Genomic DNA, 24,764 nt, shown 5'->3' with positions numbered 1-24,764 from the left:
GGCGGTACTCGGGGAGTACTAGCCGCGCGTTCCCGCCGCTGCTTCCTTGATCAGTGAGGCCACGGCTTGCGGCTGGGAGACGTACACGGAGTGGCTTGCGGCAACCTCGGTGACTGACGAGCCCGCTCGTGTCGACATTGCCTGCTGCGCTGCAGGGGGGATCATCCGGTCCTCTGTGGTGAGCAGGTACCAGCTGGGCAAGTCCCGCCAGGCCGGCTTGGTGACTGCGCCCTGGAGGGCGTCGACGCCCCAGGGGACCTGCGAGTCGGCCATGAAGGCCGCCTGCCCCGGCGGCACGTCCGCTGCGAATGAGGCGGCGAACTTTTCGCGGTCCAGGAAGAGGAAGCCGTCCTGGGGCGGAAGGATCGGCGGGACCGGCGCGCCCGGCGGCGGATCGGCGATGAGGGTATTCACGGATTCACCCGTATCGGGTACGAACCCGGCGATATAGACGAGGGCAGCGACTTTCTCGTCAGTGCCGGCTTCCGTGACGACGACGCCGCCATAGGAGTGGCCGACAAGCACGACGGAGCCCTCGCAGCCGGCGATCGACATTCTCGTGGCGGCGACGTCGTCTGCAAGGGAGACGGTCGGGTTCTGAACGACCTTGACGCTGAAGCCCTCCGCGTTCAGCAGGTCGTACACGCCCTGCCAGCCTGATCCGTCGACGAAGCCGCCGTGCACAAGCACGACGTTCTTTATTGATTCTTCGGACATGAGATTCTCCTGATTCGAAAGGGAGTAACAACCGGATGCTAGCCCGGCCCGGGCGGGGTCGCTAGGGTCCAAGGGCCGGGCAACACCCGAAGTGAACTGCTCCCCGAAAGTTGGACTGAGAATTCAGTTCTGACTTTCGGGGGAGCAGTTCACAACGTGGGTGCAGCTGGTGGCTGAAATGCCTTGAGCTGGCCAATTTGGCGTGTGTACATTGTCCACACTTCCGGCTTTGGACCGGGTCGTAGGTGGGCCGGATCGGGCCGGATTCGGTATGTTTTCGGGGGAGCGGCGGATTCGCGAGGGCTGGAGCCCGGTTCGAGTCCCACCTCGGCACAGCATCCCCCCTCGTCAGAGGGGGTTTTGCTTGAACGTGTGTACATTGACCCCGGGTGGGTCCCTCTGACTTCGCTCCGTGGCTGGTGCCTGGGCGCCGCGATGGCCTGTGAAGTTGAGTGGGAGGCGGGGTCAGGTGCCCTGGCTAATGGGCCCTCCGCCTGCTGGGATGTTCGTTCATTGGCCTCCTTTCTAGCTTGTGCTGGCGGCCGTGGTGGTCTTGTACCCTATTCATGCTGCGCGGTCCTGCTGACGACATGACCTGGAAGGACCGTTGCCCGCATCTGGTCCGGCACCCGGCGGGAATTTTCGGTCCGGGCCGGCGTTAGGTCTGAGTATGAAAGCAATCGTGTACCGTGCCACCGGCGATCCGTCTGTTCTCGAGCTCGTCGACCGCGAGCTCCGCGACCCGGGGCGCGGGGAGGCGCGCGTGCGGATCATCGTTTCCGCGGTGAACCCCACCGACTGGAAGTCGCGCCGCGGCGCCAAGCCGGGCGAGCCCTTGCCCTTCGTGGAGGTCGTGCCGAACCAAGACGGTGCCGGAGTCGTGGACGCCGTCGGACCCGGTGTCGAGCATCTCCACGTCGGTGACAGGGTCTGGCTGGCCTTGGCCGCCTACCAGCGCGCCGACGGCGGGACAGCGCAGGAGTTCGCCGTCTTGCCGGCCGAGCGGGTCTTTCCGCTGCCGGAGAACGCCGCGTTCGACCTCGGCGCAAGCCTGGGCGTTCCCGCGATCACCGCTCACAGGGCCCTGACCATCGCCGAGGACGGCCCGCGGCGGCTGCACCCGGGAACCTTGGACGGCAAAGTAGTTCTCGTCGCTGGAGGGGCCGGCGCCGTGGGCCATGCGGCGATCCAGCTCGCAAAGTGGGCCGGCGCCGTTGTGATCACGACCGTGAGCGGACCGGCGAAGGCTGCGCTGGTCACGGCCGCCGGCGCCGATCACGTCATCAATTACCGGGAAACCCACGCGGTCGCGGAGATCCGCCGGATCGCTCCCAACGGCGTCGACCAGATCGTGGAGGTGGCACCAGCGCAGAACGCGGAACTCGACCTGGCAGTGATCCGCAACCGCGGCTCCGTCGCGGTCTACGCCAACAACGGCGGCGATCAGGTGAGCCTGGACGTGCGCAGGCATTTCAACCTCAACGTCCGCTACCAGTTCGTGCTGCTCTACACCGTTGGCATGGCGGCGGTGCAAGCCGCCGCCGAGGACATCAATGCGGCCATAGCCGACGGCGCCCTTCCGGTGGGAGAGGCCGCAGGCCTGCCGCTGCATCGCTTTGACCTGGCTGACACGGCTGCGGCCCACGCGGCGGTGGAAGAGAGCATCGTCGGCAAGGTGCTGATCGATGTGTCAGCGGGCTAGCCCATAAGGCTTCGGGAGCCTCGCGGGGATCATCGCGCCGTGCAGCCGCAGGACTGAACGGGTCGAGTAGTCCGGACTCCGCACCGGTAGCCCGGTACAGAAGGCCTCGGCCTCCGAGTTGAGGTCCCGGCCCAGATTTCCGAAGCGAAGAACCGGCGGCCCAGCCCAGCGCGGCATAGCTCATCAGGATGCCAGCCACCGGAACCCACCCTGGACCTGTCGCCACGATGACGGTCGCGGCTAGGATGGGCCCCAGAGCGCCGGAAAGCACGGCCCGGAGCTCCTTGATCGTGGTCACGAAGGAGAACCGGCGCCTGGATCCGAACATGTCCACCAACCAAATTGGCTCTTCTGGACATCCCAGGGCTTCGCCGGCTCGCGCGTTTGGTGAGTCCCTTGTCCATATGCAGGGTGTTGGAGGAGTAGCCAGACAAAAGCAATTGAGGCTGGGCTGTCAGGTCATGCCCCCCTGGACCGCGTAGCCGGCGATGGTTCTCATAGTCGACGGGCTGGCGGAGGCACCAACCTCCGCCATGTCTTTGACGGTTGCAATATGTGCCGTTTCGCGTGGAGATCTATGAGATCGAGAGCGGCAAAGCAGCCTTTTCGATCGACCGGCCTGTCCGGCGTTGGCAAGCTTTGACAACTCTGATATTACGAAAGTCGGAGCATCTCTCGGCATCAAGCTCGGCGACCTGCTAACCGTTCTCGACGTCGAGCCTCCGCCACCAGCGTTAGCGGTCGCTCTCCGGTCCGCGGGAATCGGCCGAGTCCCATCACTGAGAATGGATTCCGATGCCCAAAGAAAACCCCTTCGACGCGAACTCAGGTGTCGCCTTCCCGGTCCTTTCCGCCGAGCAGATCAGACGCCTCCGGAGTTACGCCGTCGTGCAAGACGTTGCCGTCGGCGACATCGTGTTCCGGGCAGGCGACGAAACATACGATCTCATCGTCATTGAGCGGGGAGCGGTAGATCTGATCCGGGCCGCCACCCACGATGCACCCGAGGAGGTCGTGGTCAGGCATGGGCCGGGCCGTTTCATCGGTGAGTTGAGCTTGCTCACCGGTCAAGCCGTGTACCTGACGGGGCTGGTGGTGCAAGCGGGAAGAATTCATAGGATTCCACCGGCGCAGTTTCGCCGGCTGATGGCTGAGGACGCCGAGCTTTCCGACATTCTGTTGCGCGCCTTTCTCGCTCGGAGAGAACTCCTTCGCAACAACTCAGCTGCCCGAGTCGTCGAGATCGTGGGGAGCCGTCTCTCCGCAGCTTCACTGGAACTGCGGACATTCGCTGCGCGATTACGACTTACCCATCTCTATATTGAGGCTGATTCCATTGCCGGGCAGGCGCTCATGCTGGCCGTGCAGGTCGAGACCGGGGACCTCCCGGTCGTCATTACTCCCGGCAAGGTGATGCGCCGCGCGACTGCAGAGATCATGGCCCGTGAACTCGGACTCTCATACCGTCGAGCGGCCAACCAAAAGGTGGATCTGGCAGTGATTGGGGCGGGCCCGGCGGGACTTGCCGCTGCGGTCTACGGCGCCTCTGAGGGGCTCGCAACTGTGTTGTTCGACATGGTCGGTCCTGGCGGACAAGCTGCGGCAAGTTCGCGAATCGAGAACTATCTCGGTTTCCCCACCGGCATAAGCGGGACGGACCTGACAGGGAAAGCGATCGTGCAGGCACTCAAGTTCGGCGCTCAGCTATCGGCACCGTGCGGGGTCACAGAACTCGACGTCGACACCGGGGTAATCCGTCTCGCGCTGACCGACGGCACCAGCCTCGAAAGCCGCGCCGTGATCATCTGCACGGGCGCCCGGTACAGGTCTCTTCCCCTGCCGCACTGGGAGAAGTTCCAAGGCGCCGGAATCTACTACGCTGCAACTGAGCTCGAAGCCAAATGGTGCGCCGGTAAGCCGGTCACAGTTGTCGGCGGCGCGAATTCGGCCGGTCAGGCTGCGCTGTATCTCGCGTCGCGCGGAAACGCCGTCAACCTCGTCGTCCGCGGTGCTGATCTCGCAGCTGACATGTCCCGCTACCTCGTAGACCGGCTGGCCGCAGAACCGCTGGTCGCCATCCACACCGCGACTGAAGTGTCGGGCCTCCAGGGCCAAACCCATCTCGCTGCGGTTGAGATAACGGAACGGGAATCGGGAATCCGCACTCTTATCGAGTGCGCAGGACTCTTCTGCTTCATTGGCGCAGTTCCGGCAACCACGTGGCTGAACGGCCTCGCGCTCGACAGTGAAGGTTTTATCCTTACCGACTCGGACCTGGACCCGTCGGAACTCGGTGGAAGCTGGTCCTCTCTCGGGCGACGGCCACTCCCCTTCGAAACCAGCATCCCTGGGGTGTTCGCCGCGGGCGACGTCCGCAAGGGCTCCATGAAGCGCGTCGCCGCAGCGGTCGGAGAGGGAGCGAGCGCCGTCCAATCAGTCCATGCCTCAATCGGATTCCACGTTTAGCTCATGAACCAAACCGAGAATCGGCAGACGGACCCGTGGCAAGTCAACCCGTCCAGACTTCGGCTGTCGCCAGCGACCGCTTGGACCGCGCCGCGCTCGAGACGAATCCCGACAGGTTGCGGCGTCCGCCGGCCCATGACCCGTAGGACCGCCGCCCTCCCAGGGGCGGGCCGGCCGGCGTAAAGTTGGCCTTGTTCCACGCGGACCCGAGCGAGGAGGCGGCCATGGGCGATAGTCCCGGTATAGATGTTTCGGTGCCGCCCAGCGGGACCGGCTGCGTTGAATGTGAAGCCGGCGGCGGCTGGTGGCTTCACCTGCGGCGGTGTGCCCAGTGCGGTCACATCGGCTGCTGCGACAATTCGCCCTCCCAGCACGCTACCGCCCATGCCCGCTCGACGGGGCACCGGGTCATCCGCAGCTTCGAGCCGGGCGAGAATTGGTTCTGGGACTACCGCAGCTCCACCTATTTTGACGGTCCGGAACTCGCGCCCCCGGCACATCATCCGGACGACCAGACGGTCCCTGGACCGGCCTCGCGGGTGCCCAGCGACTGGGAGGAACAGTTGCGCTGACACCGGACCGGGCCGCCCGGCGTCCGGGTCCGGGTGGATTCCGGGGCGGGGGCCACCATTAATATCGAGCCACCCCTGCTGGCACGAGAGACATTCCGGCTGACCGGTTCAGCTGCTGATGAAGTCGAGCAGGTCCCTATCGAACGCTTGCTGGTACGGTCCGGCGATCCCGTGATGTGCGCCGGGATAGACCTTCAGCTCGGCATCCCCGACCAGAGGGACAGTCTTCTTCGCTAACCAGCCCGATGATTGTCTGTAATACAGTGCCACCCCCAACAAGTCCAGCAGTACCGTGCGTGGCTGCCGCAAGGTGATCGTGAAGCCTGACCGGCGGGCCGCAATCGGCACGAGAATCTCCCCGGCAGTGCATCGTCGGAGTAGCGTTCGTGCATGAGTCCTGCCCATCGGCTCGCACGCATGTCGGGCCGCGATCCGGCCGAGCAACACCGGTCCTCGACTCCTCTTGAGCTGCTCTTCGACCTCACCTTCGTGGTGGGATTCAGCGCGGTCTCGACGCAGACGGCGCTGCTCCTCGAGCAAGGGCGCTGGTCGGCGGCGGCCACTGGGTTCGGCCTTGGGGTTTTCGCGATCAGCTGGGCGTGGGTGAACTACGCGTGGCTGGCCTCCGCATACGACAACGATGACGTGTTCTTCCGTATCGCGACATTGATCGAGATGATCGGGGTGCTCGTGATCGCTCTCGGGATGCCTCCCTTCTTCCGCTCAATTGACGAGGGCCGTCATGTCGACAACGCGATCATGGTGAGCGGGTACGTGATCATGCGGGTTGCAGCGGTCGCGCTCTGGTTGCGCGCGGCGCGGCATGATCCTGAGCATCGACGGGCCTGCCTGACCTACGCGGCCTTTGTCTCGGTGGCGCAGGTCGGGTGGGTGGTACTGATCTTCGCCTCGCTCCCGATCGGGACGACGTCGTGGGTCATCGCAGCTCTCAGCGGGGTCGAGTTGGCGGGCCCGCTCCTCGCCGAGCGCAAGGACGGCGGCACCCCGTGGCATCCGCACCACATCGCCGAACGGTATTCGCTGCTCGTGACCATCACACTCGGTGAGGTGATCTTCGGCGCTGTTCTCGCGATCTCGGCTGTCGTCGACCGGTCGGGTTGGTCGGTCGAGGTCGTGCTCGTCGCCTTCGGCGGCACTGCACTCGCCTTCGCGATGTGGTGGCTGTACTTCACTATTCCGGCCGGACGGGTGCTGGTACATCATCGCCGTCGCGCGTTCGGCTGGAGCTACGGGCATATCGTCGTGTTCGCCGCCGTGGTCGGCACCGGCGCCGGCCTGCACGTCGCGGCGGTCTACATCTCCGGTGAGAGCCACATCGACGCCACCGCGACGGTGTCCACCGTCGCCCTCCCGGTGTTCGTTTTCGAGCTGATCCTCGTGACCATTTACTCGTTCCTGCTACGCACTGCTGACCCCGGGCCGTATCCTCAGCCGAACGTGCAGTCGACGATGACTTTTCCAAGGGCGGTCTCGAGAACGGCGAGTTCCTGATCGTCGAGCCGCTCGACAAACAGTTTGGACACACCGCGAAGATGGACCGGTACCGTTTCCGCCAGAGCCGCGATACCGGCGTCGGTCAACGCGACAACCACGCCGCGCCCGTCCCCGGCGACGTTCGCCCGGCGTACCAGGCCCTCATCAACCAGTCTCGCGACGCGGCGCGTCAATCCCGAGCGCGAGATGAGCGTGCGGGCAGCGAGGTCAGTCATCCGTAGCTCGCCGCCTGCCCCGGCCAGCTGAGCCAGGACGTCGAAGTCGCCGAGGCGCAGGCCGGTGTCCTCCCTGAGGTCGGTGTCGAGCCGGCGCATGAGCGTGGCGTGGGCATGCAACAACGTGCGCCATGCCTTCTCTCCGCGCTGCCCGGGAAGCGACTCTTCGACAAGCCGGTCGAAGAGAGCAGCCACGGCGATCGATGGGGAATTTTCGTCCATGTTCACCAGTTAACTCCACAGGTATTTGCGATCGCAAGTACATCAGAGCGGCGATGAGGACCGTCTCATGAGTGAAGAACAGCCCAACAGGACACTGAGTCGTGAATTTTCAGCCCCGGCCGAGGAGGACCGCGTGGCGCGAACTGCAGCCGCGCTGGAAGCGAACGGGATCACCGTCCTTCGGGCCCCTAACGGCGCAGAAGCCAAACGCGTGGTCCTGGATCTCATCCCGGCGGGGTCGCAAGTACATCAAGGCGCATCGGCCTCGCTCGAGGCGGCGGGCATCACCGAGGCGATAGAGAGGTCCGGCCGATACGAGCCGCTCCGGCCCCGGCTCCACAGCATGGACCGCGCGACGCAGGCCGACGAGATCCGCCGCCTCAGCGCGTCGCCCGAGGTCATGCTCGGCAGTGTCCACGCCATCACCGAGACCGGGTCGCTGGTTGTAGCGTCCGCGAGCGGCAGCCAAATCGGCCCGTATGCATCGGGCGCCGGGAAGGTCATCCTCGTGGTTGGGACGCAGAAAATCGTTCCCGGCCTTGAGGACGCACTGCGCCGCGTCGATGAATACGCCTTCCCGCTGGAGGACGCGCGGGCCCAGGCGGCGTACGGCGTGCACAGCGGCGTGAACAAAGTTCTCATCATCAATCGTGAGTGGGTCCCCGGCCGCATCACCGTCGTCCTCTGCGATGAGGCCCTGGGGTTCTAGTCGTGCCAGAGCAGACGCTGGGTAATGATCGGTAACGGTCAGGGTGAGGAACTGCGGTGCGGTCGGCCGCCTAGTCCGCGACGCGTCGATACCCGCCGCTGACCCAGTCAGCGACCAGTCGGCCGTATTCCTCCGCTGCTTCTTCCCACGCGAAGTGGCCGGCGTCGAGAGGACGCATCTCGCTGTTGGGGAGCAGATCGTCTAGGTACTCGCTGTTCGACCACGGCACGAGGTCATCGCGGCGGCCCGCCACGATCTGGGTCGGCGTGGTGATCGACGGCAGCAGATCGTGCAGCACCGGGTTCTGCTCGGGGTAGGTCCGCACAAACCGCGCCGACTCTGCGAAGCGCCCGAGGTCGTAGGCGCTGACGTAGTCCTCGTGGACCTCCGGCTCGCTGACGCGCGGGGCGACCGGCTCGACCGCGTAGCCGATATTCGTTCTGGCGTCGAGAGCGCGCACGTCATCCAGAGTCGGCGCTTCGATGATCTCCTTGAGCGCGCCGCCCGCGTCGATCGGAAAGCGGACCGCGCCGCCGCCGATGGTCAGGCTCGTGACCCGTTCCGGAGCCTCCGCGGCAAGGAAAAGTGCCGCGGCCGTGCCAACGTCCGGGCCCACGACGTGCGCAACTCCCAGGCCCCATTCATCGATCAGACGGGCCAGGAACGCTCCGGAGCCGTCCGGGGCGATCAAGTCCGGGCGCCCGTCTGAGTGGCCGAATCCCGGCATATCGATGGCGACCACCCGCCCGACTGCCGTGACGCGGTTCCAGATGCGGCGGAAGGCCCAAAGGCTTTCCGGCCACGGCGCCAGCAGCAGCATGGTGATGTCCGAGTCTGCCTTGTTGTCCGCGAACCTCACCCGCACCCCGTCACAGACCCGGAAGTACGTGCTGATCGTCGACACCGCCCCGGCACCCATCTGAGGACTCTCTTCGTTGAACCGCTATCGGCCGGATCGCCCACCTGTTCTGTCCCGCCACGCTGTCTGGAGCGACCGCTCCAGTAGTTCTAGACCCATCGCTCCAGTAGTGTCAAGGCTTCGAGTTGACTCATGCCGAAGGGTCCGCGTGGCCGGACACGCTGCCTCACGGGAAAGGTCCGGGAAGAGGTGGCCGCGGACATCCTTGAGGGACGGGACTGACGGTGAACCAGCGCAGGGCAGCAGTTGCTGTGGGCAGGGGAGCCCGTTCCCGCTTCCAGTCTGGGCGAGCATACTGGGGTAGTGAGGATCGACGCCGGATCAGGGGCTCAGGGGAGGCGGCGGCCTGGGGCAGGCACGAGCCCGTACCCGCCGATAGCCGACTATGGGTTTTTGTCCGACTGTGAGGCCAACTGCTTGATCGCGTCGAGCGGGCAGGTGGAGTGGATGTGCCTGCCGCGTCCTGACTCACCGAGCGTGTTCTCCACAATGCTCGACCGCGCCGCGGGTGGCTTCAAGGTGGCGCCATACGGCGTCCGGGAGCCCACCGCGCGCCGCTATCTCCCCGGCAGCTTGATCCTGGAGACCACCTGGCAGACCAGGACGGGATGGCTGATCGTGAGAGATGCCCTCGTGATGGGTCCGTGGCACCACACGGAAGAGCGGGCCGGCCGATACCGGCGCCCGCCGATGAACTACGAGGCTGAGCATTGCCTGCTGCGCACCGTCCGGTGCGTCAACGGTGCAGTTGAGCTGTCCGTGCTGTGCGAGCCCGTCTTCGGTTACGGCCGGCGCCGGGCGCGGTGGGAGTTCTCCGGTCCCGGATACGGTGAGGTGGTGACCGTCAGCGGCGAGGAAGGGGATCCGGTGCTGCGTCTGACTACCGACCGCCGTCTGGGCATCGAGGACTCCATCGTGGTCATCCGCAGCCGGATGACCGAGGGCGAGCAGGCTTTCATCGCGTTCTCCTGGGGATCGCTGCCTCCACCGCGGACTTGGGAGGAAGCCACGCGCAAGCAGTGGCAGACCACCGAGTTCTGGAGGCAATGGATCACCGGGGGCGAGTTCCCCGACCACCCGTGGCGGGAGGCGCTGCAGCGCAGCGCGCTGACGTTGAAGGGCCTCACCTACGCGCCGACCGGAGCTCTGCTCGCGGCGCCCACCACGTCGCTGCCCGAGACGCCCGGGGGAGAGCGGAACTGGGACTACCGGTATACGTGGGTGCGCGATTCGACGTTCGCGCTATGGGCCCTCTACACCCTCGGCCTGGACCGGGAAGCCGACGACTTCTTTGCCTTCATCCGCGACGTCGCAGCCGAGGACGACCTGCAGATCATGTACGGCATCGACGGCGAAAGGGACCTTCCCGAGGTTACAGTCGATGGGCTCGACGGCTACGACGGCGCCCGCCCCGTCCGGATCGGCAACGCTGCCGCCCACCAGCGGCAGCTCGACGTCTGGGGCACCATGCTGGACTCCGTCTACCTCCACGCCAAATCCCGTGACCAGCTCCCCGAACCGCTCTGGCCCGTCCTGCTCCGCCAGGTCGAGCAGGCCGCCGCCCACTGGCGGGACCCCGACCACGGCATCTGGGAGGTCCGAGGCGAACCGAAGCACTTCACCTCCTCAAAGCTCATGTGCTGGGTCGCCCTGGACCGGGGCGCCAGGCTGGCCCGCCTGCACGGTCAGGCTGATTACGCCCGGAAGTGGGAAACCATCGCCGAGGAGATCCATGAGGACATCTGCCGCAACGGTGTTGACGACCGCGCTGTGTTCGTCCAGTCGTACGGCACGACGAACCTCGATGCCTCGCTTCTCCTTGTCCCACTCGTCCGGTTCCTGCCCGCCAATGACCCACGCGTGCGCGCCACCGTACTGGCCATCGCCGATGAACTCACCCGGGACGGGCTCGTCTTGCGCTACCGCCCCGAGCAGACCGAGGACGGACTCACCGGCGAGGAGGGGACCTTCACGACCTGCTCGTTCTGGCTCGTCTCAGCCCTTGTCGAGATCGGAGAACTGGTCCGCGCCAAGGCACTGTGCGAACGTCTGCTGTCCCTCGCCAGTCCCTTGGGCCTCTACGCTGAGGAGCTCGATCCGGTGAGCGGCCGTCACCTCGGCAACTTCCCACAGGCGTTCACCCACCTGGCCCTCATCAACGCGCTCGTGCACCTCATCCGCGCCGAAGAAACCAACCGCACGGCGCAGTTCGCCCCGGCACACCGCCACACCTGATAGCTCTGGGCATTGCGCCGACCGGGAACCACATAACGTGGGACGTCATCTTGGCAGAGGCGTCCGCACTGCTCCCCGGCGGCGCGCACGATCTCCCTGCAGCCGTAGCGAATAGTCCTACTCAGCGGGTGCCCGTGTGGCCGCGGCTCACTCCGGCCCCGTCCACGAAGCATTCAGTGATGGCTCTAAGCCTGATTGCGGAACGAACATGGTCACTATCAACCACCAGCACCATCGATTCAGCCCCCGAAGCCTGAGCAGCTCAATGGGCCCGGAAGGGTCGACTCGCGCGGGCAGTCCGCTCTCGGCGCACAACGTGCGATCCGTGTCCGCAGCACCTCGAGTCGGGCGTCTAACTTGATCCGCGTCAAAGTGCATCGCGACGAACTGCCGTCAGATTCGTGGATACCGCCCTCTGCCCTAGCTCAGGGCTTCATCTCGCATTCAGGAATTGGGGCACTCGTCTTCGGTCGGATGGCTAGCGGCCAGTGGGTGCCTCGTGGTCGGTGAGGAGGTTCGCAATCAGCCGGCGCAGGAGGCGCTCCAGTTCCTGTATCTCGGCATCCGTGAGGTCAGCCGTCGTGACCCGTTCGGGGTCTTCCCAGATCGTTGAGACGCGTCGATGAAGGGCCCGTCCCGCCGAGGTCAGTGTGACCAGGATGAGACGGCGATCAGTTACGGACCGTGCTCGCTCCACGAAGCCTGCTTTCTCCATGCGGGCGAGCATCTTCGCCGTCGTCGGCGGCTCTACACCCAACCATCGGGTGAGGCTGGCCTGCGACTGCGCAGGCCGATCAAAGAGACGCATGACCAGCAACTCCTGGCCGGCGCTAAGGCCCGTGCCCCGGAGCAGTTCCTGCGACATCGCCCGATGCGCACGCGCGAGGGTCGGAATCAGTGGGCCAATAACCCCGTCGACCTCCGCAGTGAAGTCGGCGGGCCTTCCGTTTGTGGGCGCCTTCGGAATATTCATTAGCCGGCTTCCGTTCTCATTGTTGTCCGACGAGTCCAGAGGAAAACATCATGTCGACAAGTTTTACACCATCCACTGGCGCACCTTTGATCGCAGTCGTCGGCGGGACGGGTAATCAGGGCGGCTCCGTCATCGACGCGCTCCTGACGCAGGGTGCGCGGGTGCGTGCCCTCGTTCGTGATCCAGACAAACCGGCCGCGCGGGCGCTGGCGGATCGGGGAGTCGAGCTGACGGTCGGCGACCTTACCGACCCGGCGTCGCTCGGCGTTCTGTTTGACGGGGTGGATGCCGCGTTCGCGATGACCACCCCGTTCCCGGGCGGCACCGAGCAGGAGGCGGCGACCGGGATCGCGAGCGCCGACGCCGCGGCTCGCGCGGGTGTCCCGCACCTCGTGTTCAGCTCCGTCGGTGGCGCCGAGCGCAAATCGGGCGTTCCGCACTTCGAGAGCAAACGCCGCGTCGAAGAGCACATCGAAACTCTGGGCATCCATCACACCTTCCTCCGTCCCGTTCTCTTCATGGATAACCTGTCCGGATTCATGACGAGCGTCGAGAACGGCCAGGTGGTCGTCCGGATGGCGCTTCCCGACAACATCCCGCTGCAGATGGTCGCCGTGCGCGACATCGGCCGGGCCGCTGCGGCCATCCTGCTCGGCGGAACCGCGGTCGAGGGCAGCAGTGTGGAGATCGCCGGTGACACGCTCACCGGCTCGCAGATCGCGAAGGCCATCGGCGCGCACGCGGGCCTTCCCGCGCGGTACGAGGCCCTGCCGCTCGAGGCAATCGCCTCTTTCGGCGACATGGCCGAAATGTTCCGCTGGTTCGCCGAAACGCCCGCCTACCAGGCCGACTTCGAGGCGACCCGCGCACTCGTACCCGACGCCCTCGACCTCCACGCCTGGCTGGCCTCCTCAAACTGGCACCCGGGCGCGTGACCAGCTACAGGGAAAGACGGGACGTCCACCGTCGGGGACGGTGGTGCATTCGGACAGTGAGACTGTCCATACCGGTATTCCCGGGGGTCCTTGACTCGCACAGTGATGGACGCGACAGGATGCTGGCGCCGGGTGCCGGGTTGTTGACTCTCACTTCGATCGACGACTGTTGTCTTTCCCCGGATCTGTCAGTCCCCAGGGAGTACCCGGTGAGGCGCTTCGCCTTGCCGCCGGAGTGACCTAAGGAGAGCCTGCGCCAAAGGTGCTCTTCACTGTCTTGTCCGCCGGTCGATCGATGCGCGGGGCCGTGCCCTTGCATACCGGATGAACCGGAGGAAAACGACATGATTAGAACGCCCGCAACCAGCGACCCGGACCAGGCACGGTACGAAACTATCCAACCTCAGGGGAAAGACTGCCGCAGACGACTCTCAACACCGGCCGTCTTCCGGGCCTTTCCCGATCCTTCTTTGCGTGCTTACACTCTTCTCTTGCCCAATTTGAGATGAGGACTCCCATGGCCGAGGTGTGGGGGAGTGTTATTGATCGTCCGGTTGGGTGTGCCCCGACCGGGCGTCAGAACAAGGTCGGAATCCTTCTCCGGTGCCTACCGCCCGGTCTCATATACTGCAGCGACGTCTTCCCTGCCGTGGCCGGCGTCGACAGTGGACTTGAGGCGTTCGCGACCGCCGAAGCGGACAGCCACGACCGGACCATGGCAGTTCCGAACCGCTGCTTCCGGGACGGCATGCCGTTCGCTACGAGTTCGAGCCCACTGGTCAGCCTGACCTCAAGGCGGGCAAAGGAACACCCGGTCGTGCCCAGCTCTACATCGACGGCAGACTCGTGGGAAACGCAGACTTCCCGTACACCACGCCGCTACTCTTCGAGCTCGAGGGCCCCAGCTGCGGTTACGACTTTGGCGCGCCGGCAACCAACAGCTATCAGCCGCCGTTCAAGTTCACGGGCACGATCCACTCCGTCACAGTCGAGGTGTCGGGCGAGCTGATCCGCCACAACGACGCCGATATAGCCCGACTGATGGCGCAGCAGTAAGACCGAACGAACCAGCCTAGCTGCCCCCACGTGTATGGGTCGCTGTGCACGACGAACCCAGTCCAGCAACCGGCGGGGCAGTCCCGGCTTGTTGTGTTCTATGGCCCGTGTCCGCGGACTATTTGCCGCCACGAACGTTCACGCTACAAGCGGGCCCGGGCCAGCCGTCATCGTCTTGAATCAGGTTGTCATGCTCAGGGGTGCGCATGACTACCCAGAAGGGTCATGCGCACCCCTGAGGAACCGGGAGCCGGCTGTGTTAGTCGCGGCGGTCGTCGCGGCGGTCGTCGCGGTCGTCGCCGCGGTCGTCCCGCCGGTCATCACGCCGGTCGCCGCGTCGGTTTATCCCGTGGGCGACGACAACGGCCCCGCCGACGGCGGCGGCGGTTCTGCGCCTGCGTCGTGCTGCCAGTGGCATGTCAGGCTCCTTCCTTTGCTTCTTCGGGCTGGGCTTCGGCGTCGGCCTCGAAGGCGGCGATGACGGCCTGGGTCGGGATCCGGCCGCTGGCCACGAGCTGGCCGCCGGCCTTGCGGACGGCCGCGCCGAACGGGGCCGCCCACTGGTTCTCCCAGACGAGCACCGCTGCGGAGTGGCCGGGCTTGATCGTCTCGGCCAGGTCAAAGACGTCCTGCTCGGAGAGCACCATGGCCAGGTCGGCCTCGGCCATGCGCACCTCGCCGAGCTCGCTCGGGTCGAGGTCGGAGATTTCGGCCGTCTCGAGCGTGCCATCCTCGGTCTTCCTCAGGAAGACCATGTCGAGCACCCTGATGAGGTCACGCTTGACCAGGTCTTCCAGGAACGGGGCGATTTGGCCCTTACCGAAGTCGGGCCCGGGGAACTCCACGACGAGCCAGTCCACCGGCCCTAGTTCATCCAGTGTCTCAGCCATACTGATGACCTCCGCTTCTCATTGGGTACAGGCAATCCGACGGACCGCCGCAGTCCCATCCTGTGCCCCCGGTGCGGCGTGGCGCCTCACCCGCGCAGGATGACCTAACGCACCGGCCACACGAGTGTCGTGCACTAAGTCTTGCGGTTGGTGCTGCTGCGAACACGGTGTTGCCCGGCCGCAGTCAACGGCCCACGCGTTGTCGACGCGCTGGTAGTTATCTTCGTCCTCATCGAAGAAGATGTGCGGGGGGTGTCCCTATGCTTTTCGTCAACCGGCCTGGGGAGTCTTTGCCTGGTAGAGGGTTCCGTTTTTGTGCAACGCAGGCCGAACTGACGGATCCTAAGAGCAAGTCCACCGACTCGCCCACACCATCGCTCACCAAATTCCTTAGCGCTCCAAGACAGCGAGGCCATTGCCCGGCGTTCCGCTTGAGGAACCCTGAGCGGAACGATTTTGGCCCCGGCAAGGTCAGGAGGCCGCAGGCTGCGCCGCCAAGCTCGGTGGAGTGCCGATGCTTGCCGGGGATGTTTAGGGCAGACTGGTGGCGTGAGCGGAATCCGGTGGGTGCTGCACGTCGATCTCGACCAGTTCATCGCGGCGGTCGAAGTGCTCCGGCGCCCGGAGCTTGCGGGCAAGCCGATCATTGTGGGCGGTCGGGGCGACCCCACGGAACGAGCTGTGGTGGCGACCGCATCCTACGAAGCCAGGGCGTTCGGAGTGGGTTCCGGAATGCCCTTGCGCATTGCGGCCCGGAAAGTGCCCGACGCTGTGATCCTGCCCGTCGATCAGGAGGCTTACCTCGCGGCGTCTGAGACGGTGATGGCTATCCTTCGGGCGCAGCCCGGCGCCACCGTGCAGGTGCTGGGTTGGGATGAAGCCTTTGTAGGCATTGAGACAGAGGATCCGGAAGCCTACGCCCGGCAGGTGCAGGCCGCTGTCCTGGAGCGAACACAGCTGCATTGCAGCGTGGGCATCGGCGACACCCTGGTCCGAGCCAAGGTCGCCACCGGTTTCGGCAAGCCGGCCGGCGTCTTCCGTCTCACTTCCGGGAACTGGCTCGACGTCATGGGCAGTCGGCCCACCAAGGACCTGTGGGGCGTCGGAACCAAAGTGTCGGGCCGGCTGGCCAAACTCGGCATCAACACAGTCGCCGAGCTCGCCGCATCCGACCCCCAAGACCTGGTCCCGGAGTTCGGCCCCAGGATGGGTCCTTGGTACGCGGAGCTCGGACGCGGGGACGGCGCCAGCGTTGTGGACGACACCCCGTGGGTTGCCCGCGGGCATAGCCGGGAGACCACCTTCCAGCGCGACCTGGCCGAACCTGCCCAGGTGGACGACGCCGTGAGGGAGCTGACAGCGCGTGTCCTTGAAGATGTTGTGGCCGAAGGACGGCCCGTGGTTGGGCTGACCCTCAAGGTCCGGTACGCTCCGTTCTTCACCAAGACCCACGCGAGGAAGATTCCCGAGACATTCGACCGGAACGAAATCCTCGCGCGGGCCTTGGACCTCGCAGCCGGAATCGAAGCGGGCCGTCCCATCCGACTCCTGGGCCTGCGGGCCGAAATGGCAATGCCCGACGATGCCCGAAAGGGACATACGCCAACGCGCGGCGGCTGGTGACGGCGTCGCTGCCTTCGTTACCAGCGCGACCGGGCGGGTACGACTTCGAGACCGGTCTGGGCGACGAGAACGCTCCGACCGGTCAGCCAACCGCTACCGGACCGGTGGCGTTCGGCCGTCTCTTCTACAGATATAGGCTCCCGATCACGTATTTGGCTCATAATCGAGGCATGAGGATGACTGGAATTCTCCCCGAGGACGCGCCAGATCCCCGTGTCGAGCAGGTTGAGCGCCTGAAACTCATGCCCATCCCGGTGATGGGACTCGTGCCCCAGCCCTCGCTGGAGGACACGGATACCGTCGGTCTGGGATACGGTCAGGACGCTCGTGGATACAGTGAAATGACGGCGAGCGTCACCTATACACTCTGGCGAAACCCGACTGACCGCTCCGACCCGATGAACCTTGCGGACCTCGACGAGCAGTCGCGGAGGGCGATCGAGGATGTTCCGCCATGGCCGCGACCTGCGTGGCTGGTCGAGCAGGTGGAGCGAATGCGCTACCCGCAGCTGTGGGAGGCCGTGCGAACCACCTGGCACCGTGACTCATCCGAGCGTTATTCGGTCCGCAGCGTGCTGGTCGACCACGTCAACTACATCCTGAACCAGTACCGGCACGAGCTCGGACTGAGCGGCAACCCCTGGGACCAACCCGCAACCACAGTGACCGACGTGATGGTCAATGGTCAGGTCACTGTCCTCGTCAATGGAGTCGAAGTGCCCGGCGCGGAGGTCAATACGGACCCGTTCGTATACGGCATCGGCGCGGAACTAGCAGGCGGTGGCGTCGTGGCCGCCGTGCTTCCACGCGCCGAGCTCAAGCGCGTCCAGGTCCAGTTCACAACCCGGGGATAGCGACCACGCCCCGGTGCCCGCAAGCCGATCCATCTGGGGAACCGTCAGTGCGAAACAACTACTAAAACGGTCCCCCCTGAATTGCTGTAAATCGCTCACAAACTCAAGGCGTCAACTATGAACATGAACCTGGCTCGATTCATCATTGACGCAGTCATCACGGCGGTGATCTTGGTGATGTCCTGCAGGACGGTCATGTCTTCGAGCGGGTTGCCGTCGACCATGATGAAGTCGGCGTAGAAGCCGGGCAGGACCTTGCCGGGTTCGTTGGGCTTTTCGAAGAGTTCCCCGCCGAGGGCGGTGGCGGCGATGATGGCTTCCATTCCGGTGTAGCCGAAGAGCCTGACGAAGTGGTCCAGGTCGCGGGCGTAGGTGCCGCGGGGTGTCCAGGCGAAGCCGTAGTCTCCGCCGGGAAGGTTCGCGATGCCGCGGCGGCGCATCTCCTGGATGGCTTTGCAGGCGATTTCGTGTTCACGGGCGTAGCCAGCCTTTTCAGCGGCTTCGAGCATGTCCATGCTTTCGTCGGCGATGTAGGAGGCGTGGTAGATCATGTCCACTCCGGTCTTCAGGGAGATGATGACGGAGTCGCGGCTGTGGGCGCGGGTGCAGACGCGGACGTGGCGGCGATGGGCCTCGTCGACGGCGACCTGAAGTTCTTCTTCCGTGATGTAGGTGTCGGTGGCTGCCTTGGAGCCGGTGATTTCCTCCCCGGAGATGCGGAGTTTGATCTGGTCCACGCCGAGTCCGATGGTTTCGCGGTCGACCTTGCGCATTTCCTGGACGCCGTCGGCGATCTGGGCGATGCCGCGGACGAGTGCGCCGGCGGTGGTGGCGGTTTCCTGGGCGTTGGCCAGATACGGGGGCCGGGGATGTCGCCGGCGTTGATGGCGTTGCGGACCACGACGTCGAGGCGCTTCTTGGCGCTGGCGGCGCCGAAGCACATGGTGTAGCCGTAGTCGATGTACGTTTTGGCGGACTGCACGGTGTGAAGCAGGTGTTCTTCCACCTGCGTGGTTTTCAGGCCGTTGAGGTCCCCGTTGTTCAAGGTGAAGTGGGTGTGGGCGTCGCAAAGGCCCGACATCAGGGTCTGGCCGCGGCCGTCAATGACCTTGACGTCCCCGCGGGGCAGGTTTTCGCTATAGACTTATGGCACAAAATGCCTATAAACACAATCAGTTATATTTTCACAGAATAGTTTAGGAAGAATTATGTCCTCTACGTGGTCATTGGTTACCACAGTAAAAGCGCCTGATGAATTAATAGAAAGATTCATTCACCATTACATCAATCTTGGCGTTTCGAAGATGTATATATTTCTAGACTCCCCAGATGATCAAGATATATATAACAAAGTAAATGATGATAGAGTTGTTTTTCTCTTATGCGATGATAATTTCTGGAAATTCAGAGAGCATTTCCATCCACTAAGATATAAAAAGGGTGAGCGTCCTGATTATGTCGAATATAGGCAGTATCATAATTTGCTTCACGCATCATCCATCTGCGAAACAGAATGGTTGTTGAACGTTGATATTGATGAGTTGCTTTTCCCGATGAGTAACATTGAAGAAGAGCTGTCATACATTCCAGGCAACGTATTTTCTGCTTTAATTCGGCCTCTAGAGGCTGTTTATCTAAACAAAGAACCAGAGTCGCTAATTAATACATTCGACACCAGATACTTCAAATCAAGAAGAAAGATCGATTATGATTTCTGGAATGAGATTTATCCAGATGAAGGTTTGAAGCATAAGTCTGGGTTCTTTGGCCATGTCACCGGAAAAAGTTTTATCAGAACATCCGAGGATATTTTTAGACCGTCATGTCATTTGCCGGTCCCCATGAATGAAAATTTCTCTCACGGATTCGTGATGAACTCAATGTTCGTATTGCATTTTGAGGCAATGACAAGACCACTGTTTGTGCAAAAGATGATTAACCGCGCAGGTAAGGTTTACAACACCCCGTTCCTGGATGAGGCGTCTAAGATTAGAATCAAGTACCTCACGGATCGTTATGCAAAGAGCGGTGAAGAATCACTTCACGATGCATATTTAAAGATGCATGTTTTTGATGAAAATAAAATGTCAAAATGTTTAGAGGCTGGATTTGTAGTTAACATTGATGACCGAGAGTTCATAAATAAAAATGTCACCAACTCTCATGGCGACATCATGGCCTATTCAGTTCGTGAGGATATGGTTAGAGCCGTAGATGAAGCGGTGCTGGATAACGCTAGCTTTATCCCCATCAGGATTACTGCTAATTATGATAGCTCTGAATGTTTCATATCATTCATTCAAAGTGGAAAGGCGAGTTTTGTCTGCTCGGATAGAGACGGCGTTCCGCGGAAATCCAAAGGGAATGTTGCTCAGATCTTCGGATTAAACAAAGACAAGAACGGACTTGTATCTATTAAGTTCGATTTTAAGCACGATGAAAAAAGGAATCCTCAATTTCTCACTGCAAATAGATCGGGTGCAGTTGCGTTCTCTAAGGAAGTTGCAAAGGATTGGGAGAGGTTTAGCGTTAATTAGTACAAAAGGACTTTCACCCCTGGGTGCGGGGCTTGGGTGGTTGGGATCGCTGGCCTGTGGCTGAACTTAAGGGGCTCATGATTGTCATCACACGGCTTTCGATCCCACGGTCAGTCTTCGCACAAGTACACCTTGAAGGCGGCTGGTTCGTAACCCTGCCTGATCGATCAAGCCCGGTGAGGCGTTGTTCGGTCTAAGAGGCCGGGGCTGCTGTGAGCGGCACGGGGACCATGTCCTGGAGTTTTTCAAGGGTGCACCCGAAGTTCTCCCGCACCTGGGGGCGCAGCAGGTAGGGGTTGCCGGGTCCGAAGGCTGCGGCGAGCGTCTGGACGGTGCATCAACGTGGTCAAGCATGAGGGTGTGCACAATGTGCACACCCTGGCCGTCGGATCGGTTCGTACAGGTGCCGGACTGAGACGGATTCCCTGTGTTTTTGGGGGAGTGACGGACTTTCAAGGCCCGGAATCCCGTTCGAGTCCCACCTCGGGCACAGTGGTTGAGCGGGTCAGGCGCCCGGGAGTAGTGGTGGCGGACGTTGTGTGCTTCCAGCGTGACCAAGGAGCCCTTATGGGGATGTCTAACGTCGGCTGCAATTTTGGCCAAGGGACACTGGCCGTACTGCTCCCGTTTTCCACGAACATGGCCGGCGTTCCTAGCCTCGCGTTCTTCGTCGGCGCGGTAGTGCGCCTACGAGCCGTAACGGCGCAGTAACGCCGGACACGGTTGACTCGAACCGGCATACCGCGGCCCGCCGCGCCGCTATGGCTGTCTGGAGCGTTTGGAGGAAGCAATGCCATTGCAGCAATACGGTGTCCTCGCCGCCCGTGCGGTCGGCAGCCGGCGCGAGGGAGCGGCCGATACACCGCACTACCAGATCCACCTCCGCGACGCCCGGGGCACCGACTACCGGGCGGCGGTGAACGTGAAGTCCCAGCAGGCACCGTCCGAGCTGCTCTACCTGGCGAATGACGACTTTGCCCACCATATCCTGGGGCTGCTGCCCGGCGCCGCTGCCGGCTGGACCCCGCTGCCCGTCGGCCCGGGCGGCCCCAACCTTGACTTCATCCGGGGCAACCTCTTCGACCCGGCGGCACTGCGCCTCCTTCCGCCGGACGTAATAGGTCCGGACAACGATCTGGCGGACCTGCTGGACCACTACGTCCAACGGGCAATTGCCAACGACCAGGCTTTGCTCTACGTTTTCGGTCAGCGCTTTGGACCGGAGCCAGGCATCCCGGACAAGGTCTTCGGCTTCGTCCCCGGCAACGGCGTCCACGACATCCACATGAACCAAGGCAACAGCGGCGCCTTCACCAGGGATGACGGCGTGTGGCAGGACGGCGGGATGCTGATGCACTTCCCGGCAGAATCCCGCTGGGTCGGCATCTTCCTCGCCTTCCAAAGCCAGGCGTGGCACACCGACGACGCCACCGGCCACACCATTCCCAACACCCCGCCACGGCCCCAACCCGGTGCAGCGGCAATGCGAATCCTGGCCGCACTGGTCAACCCCGCAGGCCCGGCACCGGAGGCCGAATCCGTGCTGCTGATCAACGCCTCCCCGGATCCTATCGACTTGGCCGGATGGCGGCTTGCGGACCGGCTGATCAACACTTGCCCGGTACCTTCCACATCCCTGGGCGCGGGTGGGACGCTTCGCGTGCCGCTGGGCGGCGGCGTCCAGTTGGGCAACAACGGGGGCGCCATCACGCTGCTGGATGCGCAGGGGCTGAAGGTCGACGGCGTTTCATATACCGGGGAGCAAGCGGGGCGGGAGGGGTGGACCGTCGTCTTCTGACCGGGGCCGACGTAGCCCGGGCTCCGGCTAGATGCTGGTTCGCGGAATCAGCGAACTCACCCAGTAACGCTGGAGTAACGTCACGAGCTGTTCACTGTCGATAGCACGCCATGGCGAACATTTGATTCACACAACCGCAAAGCGGGACGGCCGTAGGCGGGCCTGCAGACACCAATGAACCAGAGTTGTTCCAGCTCGTCAGATCCCTTAGCTGACCTGCCCCGCTGTTCAAGGAAACGGAGACAAAAATGGCTGATGCCAGCAGGAGTTCGGACCGGACGCGCAAGGTAGATTCCCTGCACCTGACACCGTTGCTCGGAAGCGAGCGGGCACCAGCTCCGAACGTTGAAGGGACCCGGGCAGCCCTCGACCCAGATCAGGTCATCGAGATAACACTTATTCTGCGCCGACAGGAACAGATCCCGGCGGCCTCACTGAGCAAGCCGATGGCTCGAAAGCAGTTCGTCGCACGGCACGGGGCATCCCAGAACGATATCGATCTCGTGACTCAAACTCTGACGGAATTGGGAGCACGGGTCGTCGAATCCGACGCTGCCTCACGGCGCGTGCGGGTCTCCGGTACGGTGCGTCTGTTAAGCAGGATCTTTGGAACATCCCTTGATCAGGTGACCAGCGAAGCGCCCAACGGCAAAATGGTGGTCCACCGTCACCGGACGGGTGGACTGAGTATTCCCCAAACCTTGGACGGGGTTGTCACCGCAGTCCTGGGCCTAGACGACCGCCCCCAGGCCCGTGCTCATTTCAGACCGGCCGCAACCGGCCCTATCAGCTACACGCCCCTGGAGCTTGGAAAAATCTACGACTTCCCTGCGGAGACGGACGGCACAGGGCATACCCTTGCGATCCTTGAACTCGGCGGCGGTTATGAAAGCGAAGATTTGGACACATACTTCCAAGGACTCGGCATTGACTCCCCGTCAGTAACTGCCGTGGGAGTCGATGGCGGATCCAATCAGCCAGAGCACGATCCGACCGGCGATGACGGTGAAGTGCTGCTGGATGTCGAGGTCGCTGGGGCCCTAGCCCCGAAGGCGAATATCGTCGTCTACTTCGCACCCAACAGCGACGCCGGATTCGTGGACGCCCTCAGCAGCGCGGCCCATGCCGATCCGACACCCACTGCGATCAGCATCAGCTGGGGGCAGAGTGAGGACAACTGGACCGCGCAGGCCCGCAAAGCCCTCGACCAAGCGTTGGCTGATGCCGCCGCCTTAGGCGCAACCGTCACCGCAGCCGCCGGCGACAACGGCAGCAAGGACGGCGTCACCGACGGCAGAGACCACGCCGATTTTCCCGCTTCAAGTCCACACGCGCTGGCCTGCGGTGGAACACGGCTTGAGGCTGACACCGCCACCGGAATTATCAAATCGGAAACCGTGTGGAATGAAAATCCCCATTCGGCCACTGGCGGTGGCTACAGCGACAAATTCTCAATTCCGCCTTGGCAACGGACGGCGCTCTCACACGTCAAAGGAGACAAAAAGCATGCTCCTCGCAACGGCAGAGGCGTGCCGGATGTCAGCGGCGTGGCTGACCCGCAAACAGGATACAAGGTCCGCGTAGACGGCACCGACTCGGTATTCGGAGGCACCAGCGCCGTCGCCCCCCTCTGGGCCGCCTTGGTAGTCAGGCTGGCGCAGGCAGCAAACCGCCGGTTCGGGCTCCTGCAGCCTCAGATTTACAATTCAACATCTGGCGGAAAACCCGCGCCCGGGTTCAGGGACATAAGGAGCGGCGATAACGGAACCTTCTTTGCAGGTCCAGGTTGGGATCCCTGCACAGGATTGGGCACCCCGAATGGCAGAATCCTGCTGAATCAGCTCAAGGGGGTTAGCCATTAAAGCACCGTGACGGCTATCCGGAAATAATCAGCAGTTGGTCGGCCTGGTGTCCGCTGACGGCTGAGCAGCTGAGCAGCTGAGCCGAGACCGGCATACAGCCCGTCTCCTAGCGGGGTTCGCACCGGCGGTCAACCCGAGGAACGTTGGCTGAATGACACGAGACGCGACTGCATCTCCCGGTACGGGGTGGCGGCGGGCACTTGCTTGCCGTCACGCAGGGCGCTCGCCACGTTCACCGCCGCGTCAACTGCTGCGCGGTACGGCAAGGAACCGGAACTCACCCGCCGGACCCCCAGCTCACCCAGCTCGGCAACAGTCAGCGAGGGATGTGCCAGCACGTTGATCGGCAGCCCAATGCCAGCGGTGATGGTCTGGATGTCGTCCGGAACCACAAGTCCGGGGACAAAGATCCCGTCCGCCCCGGCGTCGGCGTAGACACCGGCACGGAGCAGGACGGCATCCACAGTGGCCTGTTCGCCGAGCCATATGTTGTCTACCCGCGCGTTGATGAACACAGCCGGGCTGCGTCGCTTGACGGCGGCAACCTTGTCGGCAAAGGCGGATGGATCGACCAGGTGCCCGGCCGTGCTGTCCTCCAAGTTGACCCCGGCCACGCCGAGGTTAGCTAGTTGCGCCACATGTTCTGCAACCTCGGCGGGGTCATCGGAGTAACCGTCCTCGACGTCCGCGGTGATGTGGACAGGCAGGCGGCACAGCTGCGCCACGAGTGCGGCGGTTACCGTCTTGCTGTACCGAACCCCGTCCGGCAGCCCGGCACTTGCCGCAATGCCAAAGCTGGTGGTGCCGACGGCCGGGAATCCCGCTGCCGCAAATGCCAAGGCGGATCCGATGTCCCACGCATTGGGCAACAGGAGTGGCTCGATAGTGTGGTGGAGTTCCCGAAAAGTCGCCATTCTCGTGCCCATCCCCTGCCAACCGAATAGATAGATCCCCGATCAGTCTA

General features: G+C 63.4%; 22 protein-coding genes. 13 read left to right on the top strand and 9 right to left on the bottom strand.

Annotation, left to right across the window (positions count from 1 at the left end):
• Nucleotides 1-18: 18 nt before the first annotated feature.
• On the bottom strand, nt 19-717 hold the full coding sequence (locus BLQ10_RS19050) for an alpha/beta hydrolase (RefSeq protein ID WP_091564582.1): 699 nt from the start codon (nt 715-717) through the stop codon (nt 19-21).
• Between the two features lie 670 nt (nt 718-1,387).
• Between BLQ10_RS19050 and BLQ10_RS19045 the strand changes: the two genes are divergently transcribed.
• The 3 genes from BLQ10_RS19045 (at nt 1,388) to BLQ10_RS19035 (ending at nt 5,457) form a co-directional block, all read left to right on the top strand.
• Nucleotides 1,388-2,419, top strand: a complete 1,032-nt coding sequence (locus tag BLQ10_RS19045; RefSeq protein ID WP_091564581.1) for an NADPH:quinone reductase — start codon at nt 1,388-1,390, stop codon at nt 2,417-2,419.
• 861 nt (nt 2,420-3,280) lie between these two features.
• Nucleotides 3,281-4,885 (top strand): FAD-dependent oxidoreductase, encoded by a 1,605-nt coding sequence (locus BLQ10_RS19040; protein WP_254785674.1) that lies wholly within the window; start codon nt 3,281-3,283, stop codon nt 4,883-4,885.
• A gap of 224 nt (nt 4,886-5,109) precedes the next feature.
• On the top strand, nt 5,110-5,457 hold the full coding sequence (locus tag BLQ10_RS19035; RefSeq protein WP_091564628.1) for a UBP-type zinc finger domain-containing protein: 348 nt from the start codon (nt 5,110-5,112) through the stop codon (nt 5,455-5,457).
• 108 nt (nt 5,458-5,565) lie between these two features.
• On the opposite strand, the gene BLQ10_RS19030 is transcribed toward BLQ10_RS19035, so the two are convergent.
• On the bottom strand, nt 5,566-5,805 hold the full coding sequence (locus BLQ10_RS19030) for a hypothetical protein (RefSeq protein ID WP_091564579.1): 240 nt from the start codon (nt 5,803-5,805) through the stop codon (nt 5,566-5,568).
• 42 nt (nt 5,806-5,847) lie between these two features.
• Between BLQ10_RS19030 and BLQ10_RS19025 the strand changes: the two genes are divergently transcribed.
• The gene (locus tag BLQ10_RS19025) at nt 5,848-6,969 is read left to right on the top strand and encodes a low temperature requirement protein A (RefSeq protein WP_091564578.1); all 1,122 of its coding nucleotides are present in this window, start codon (nt 5,848-5,850) and stop codon (nt 6,967-6,969) included.
• Here the strand turns inward: BLQ10_RS19025 and BLQ10_RS19020 are convergent.
• Entirely contained in the window at nt 6,906-7,409 is a 504-nt protein-coding gene (locus tag BLQ10_RS19020; protein ID WP_091564627.1) for a MarR family winged helix-turn-helix transcriptional regulator, read from the bottom strand. The two genes, BLQ10_RS19025 and BLQ10_RS19020, sit on opposite strands and share 64 nt — an antisense overlap.
• A 67-nt stretch (nt 7,410-7,476) precedes the next feature.
• Here BLQ10_RS19020 and BLQ10_RS19015 point away from each other — a divergent pair, with 67 nt between their 5' ends.
• Complete coding sequence (locus BLQ10_RS19015; RefSeq protein ID WP_091564577.1) at nt 7,477-8,118, top strand: lactate utilization protein; 642 nt, start codon at nt 7,477-7,479, stop codon at nt 8,116-8,118.
• Nucleotides 8,119-8,188: 70 nt separating this feature from the next.
• Here the strand turns inward: BLQ10_RS19015 and BLQ10_RS19010 are convergent, their stop codons facing one another.
• On the bottom strand, nt 8,189-9,037 hold the full coding sequence (locus tag BLQ10_RS19010; protein WP_091564576.1) for an alpha/beta fold hydrolase: 849 nt from the start codon (nt 9,035-9,037) through the stop codon (nt 8,189-8,191).
• Nucleotides 9,038-9,340: 303 nt separating this feature from the next.
• On the opposite strand from BLQ10_RS19010, the gene BLQ10_RS19005 reads away from it, so the two are divergent.
• Complete coding sequence (locus BLQ10_RS19005; protein ID WP_254785666.1) at nt 9,341-11,272, top strand: glycoside hydrolase family 15 protein; 1,932 nt, start codon at nt 9,341-9,343, stop codon at nt 11,270-11,272.
• 478 nt (nt 11,273-11,750) lie between these two features.
• On the opposite strand, the gene BLQ10_RS19000 is transcribed toward BLQ10_RS19005, so the two are convergent.
• The gene (locus BLQ10_RS19000) at nt 11,751-12,137 is read right to left on the bottom strand and encodes a MarR family winged helix-turn-helix transcriptional regulator (RefSeq protein WP_175558698.1); all 387 of its coding nucleotides are present in this window, start codon (nt 12,135-12,137) and stop codon (nt 11,751-11,753) included.
• 158 nt (nt 12,138-12,295) lie between these two features.
• On the opposite strand from BLQ10_RS19000, the gene BLQ10_RS18995 reads away from it, so the two are divergent.
• Nucleotides 12,296-13,180, top strand: a complete 885-nt coding sequence (locus BLQ10_RS18995; protein WP_091564573.1) for an NmrA/HSCARG family protein — start codon at nt 12,296-12,298, stop codon at nt 13,178-13,180.
• 846 nt (nt 13,181-14,026) lie between these two features.
• Nucleotides 14,027-14,236, top strand: a complete 210-nt coding sequence (locus BLQ10_RS18990) for a hypothetical protein (RefSeq protein ID WP_091564572.1) — start codon at nt 14,027-14,029, stop codon at nt 14,234-14,236.
• Nucleotides 14,237-14,495: 259 nt separating this feature from the next.
• On the opposite strand, the gene BLQ10_RS22490 is transcribed toward BLQ10_RS18990, so the two are convergent.
• Nucleotides 14,496-14,654 carry a hypothetical protein gene (locus BLQ10_RS22490; RefSeq protein WP_175558697.1) on the bottom strand — a complete coding sequence of 53 codons (159 nt, stop codon included), beginning with the start codon at nt 14,652-14,654 and terminating at the stop codon, nt 14,496-14,498.
• A gap of 1 nt (nt 14,655) precedes the next feature.
• Nucleotides 14,656-15,126, bottom strand: coding sequence for a DUF6325 family protein (locus BLQ10_RS18985; RefSeq protein ID WP_091564571.1), 471 nt, complete (start codon nt 15,124-15,126; stop codon nt 14,656-14,658).
• A 567-nt stretch (nt 15,127-15,693) separates the two neighbouring features.
• Between BLQ10_RS18985 and BLQ10_RS18980 the strand changes: the two genes are divergently transcribed.
• Nucleotides 15,694-16,749, top strand: coding sequence for a DNA polymerase IV (locus BLQ10_RS18980; protein ID WP_091564570.1), 1,056 nt, complete (start codon nt 15,694-15,696; stop codon nt 16,747-16,749).
• A 170-nt stretch (nt 16,750-16,919) separates the two neighbouring features.
• The gene (locus BLQ10_RS18975; RefSeq protein ID WP_091564569.1) at nt 16,920-17,603 is read left to right on the top strand and encodes a hypothetical protein; all 684 of its coding nucleotides are present in this window, start codon (nt 16,920-16,922) and stop codon (nt 17,601-17,603) included.
• 95 nt (nt 17,604-17,698) lie between these two features.
• Here the strand turns inward: BLQ10_RS18975 and BLQ10_RS18970 are convergent, their stop codons facing one another.
• Nucleotides 17,699-18,544 (bottom strand): amidohydrolase family protein, encoded by an 846-nt coding sequence (locus BLQ10_RS18970; RefSeq protein ID WP_254785665.1) that lies wholly within the window; start codon nt 18,542-18,544, stop codon nt 17,699-17,701.
• A gap of 267 nt (nt 18,545-18,811) precedes the next feature.
• On the opposite strand from BLQ10_RS18970, the gene BLQ10_RS18965 reads away from it, so the two are divergent.
• The 3 genes from BLQ10_RS18965 to BLQ10_RS18955 all read left to right on the top strand — a co-directional run bounded on the left by BLQ10_RS18965 (nt 18,812) and on the right by BLQ10_RS18955 (nt 23,800).
• A complete protein-coding gene (locus BLQ10_RS18965; protein ID WP_091564568.1) occupies nt 18,812-20,140 on the top strand; it encodes a glycosyltransferase family 2 protein in 1,329 nt (442 codons plus the stop codon).
• Between the two features lie 790 nt (nt 20,141-20,930).
• Complete coding sequence (locus BLQ10_RS18960) at nt 20,931-21,938, top strand: DUF2278 family protein (RefSeq protein ID WP_091564567.1); 1,008 nt, start codon at nt 20,931-20,933, stop codon at nt 21,936-21,938.
• A gap of 248 nt (nt 21,939-22,186) precedes the next feature.
• A complete protein-coding gene (locus BLQ10_RS18955) occupies nt 22,187-23,800 on the top strand; it encodes a S53 family peptidase (RefSeq protein WP_091564566.1) in 1,614 nt (537 codons plus the stop codon).
• Between the two features lie 128 nt (nt 23,801-23,928).
• Here BLQ10_RS18955 and BLQ10_RS18950 read toward each other — a convergent pair whose 3' ends face one another.
• Complete coding sequence (locus BLQ10_RS18950) at nt 23,929-24,714, bottom strand: isocitrate lyase/PEP mutase family protein (protein ID WP_217635838.1); 786 nt, start codon at nt 24,712-24,714, stop codon at nt 23,929-23,931.
• Nucleotides 24,715-24,764 lie beyond the last annotated feature (50 nt).

The organism is Arthrobacter sp. ok362 (genome assembly GCF_900102785.1).
In the GTDB taxonomy this organism is placed as follows: Bacteria; Actinomycetota; Actinomycetes; order Actinomycetales; family Micrococcaceae; genus Arthrobacter.
Note: the sequence above shows the minus strand (reverse complement) of the source record. Positions and strands in the feature narration are given on the sequence as shown.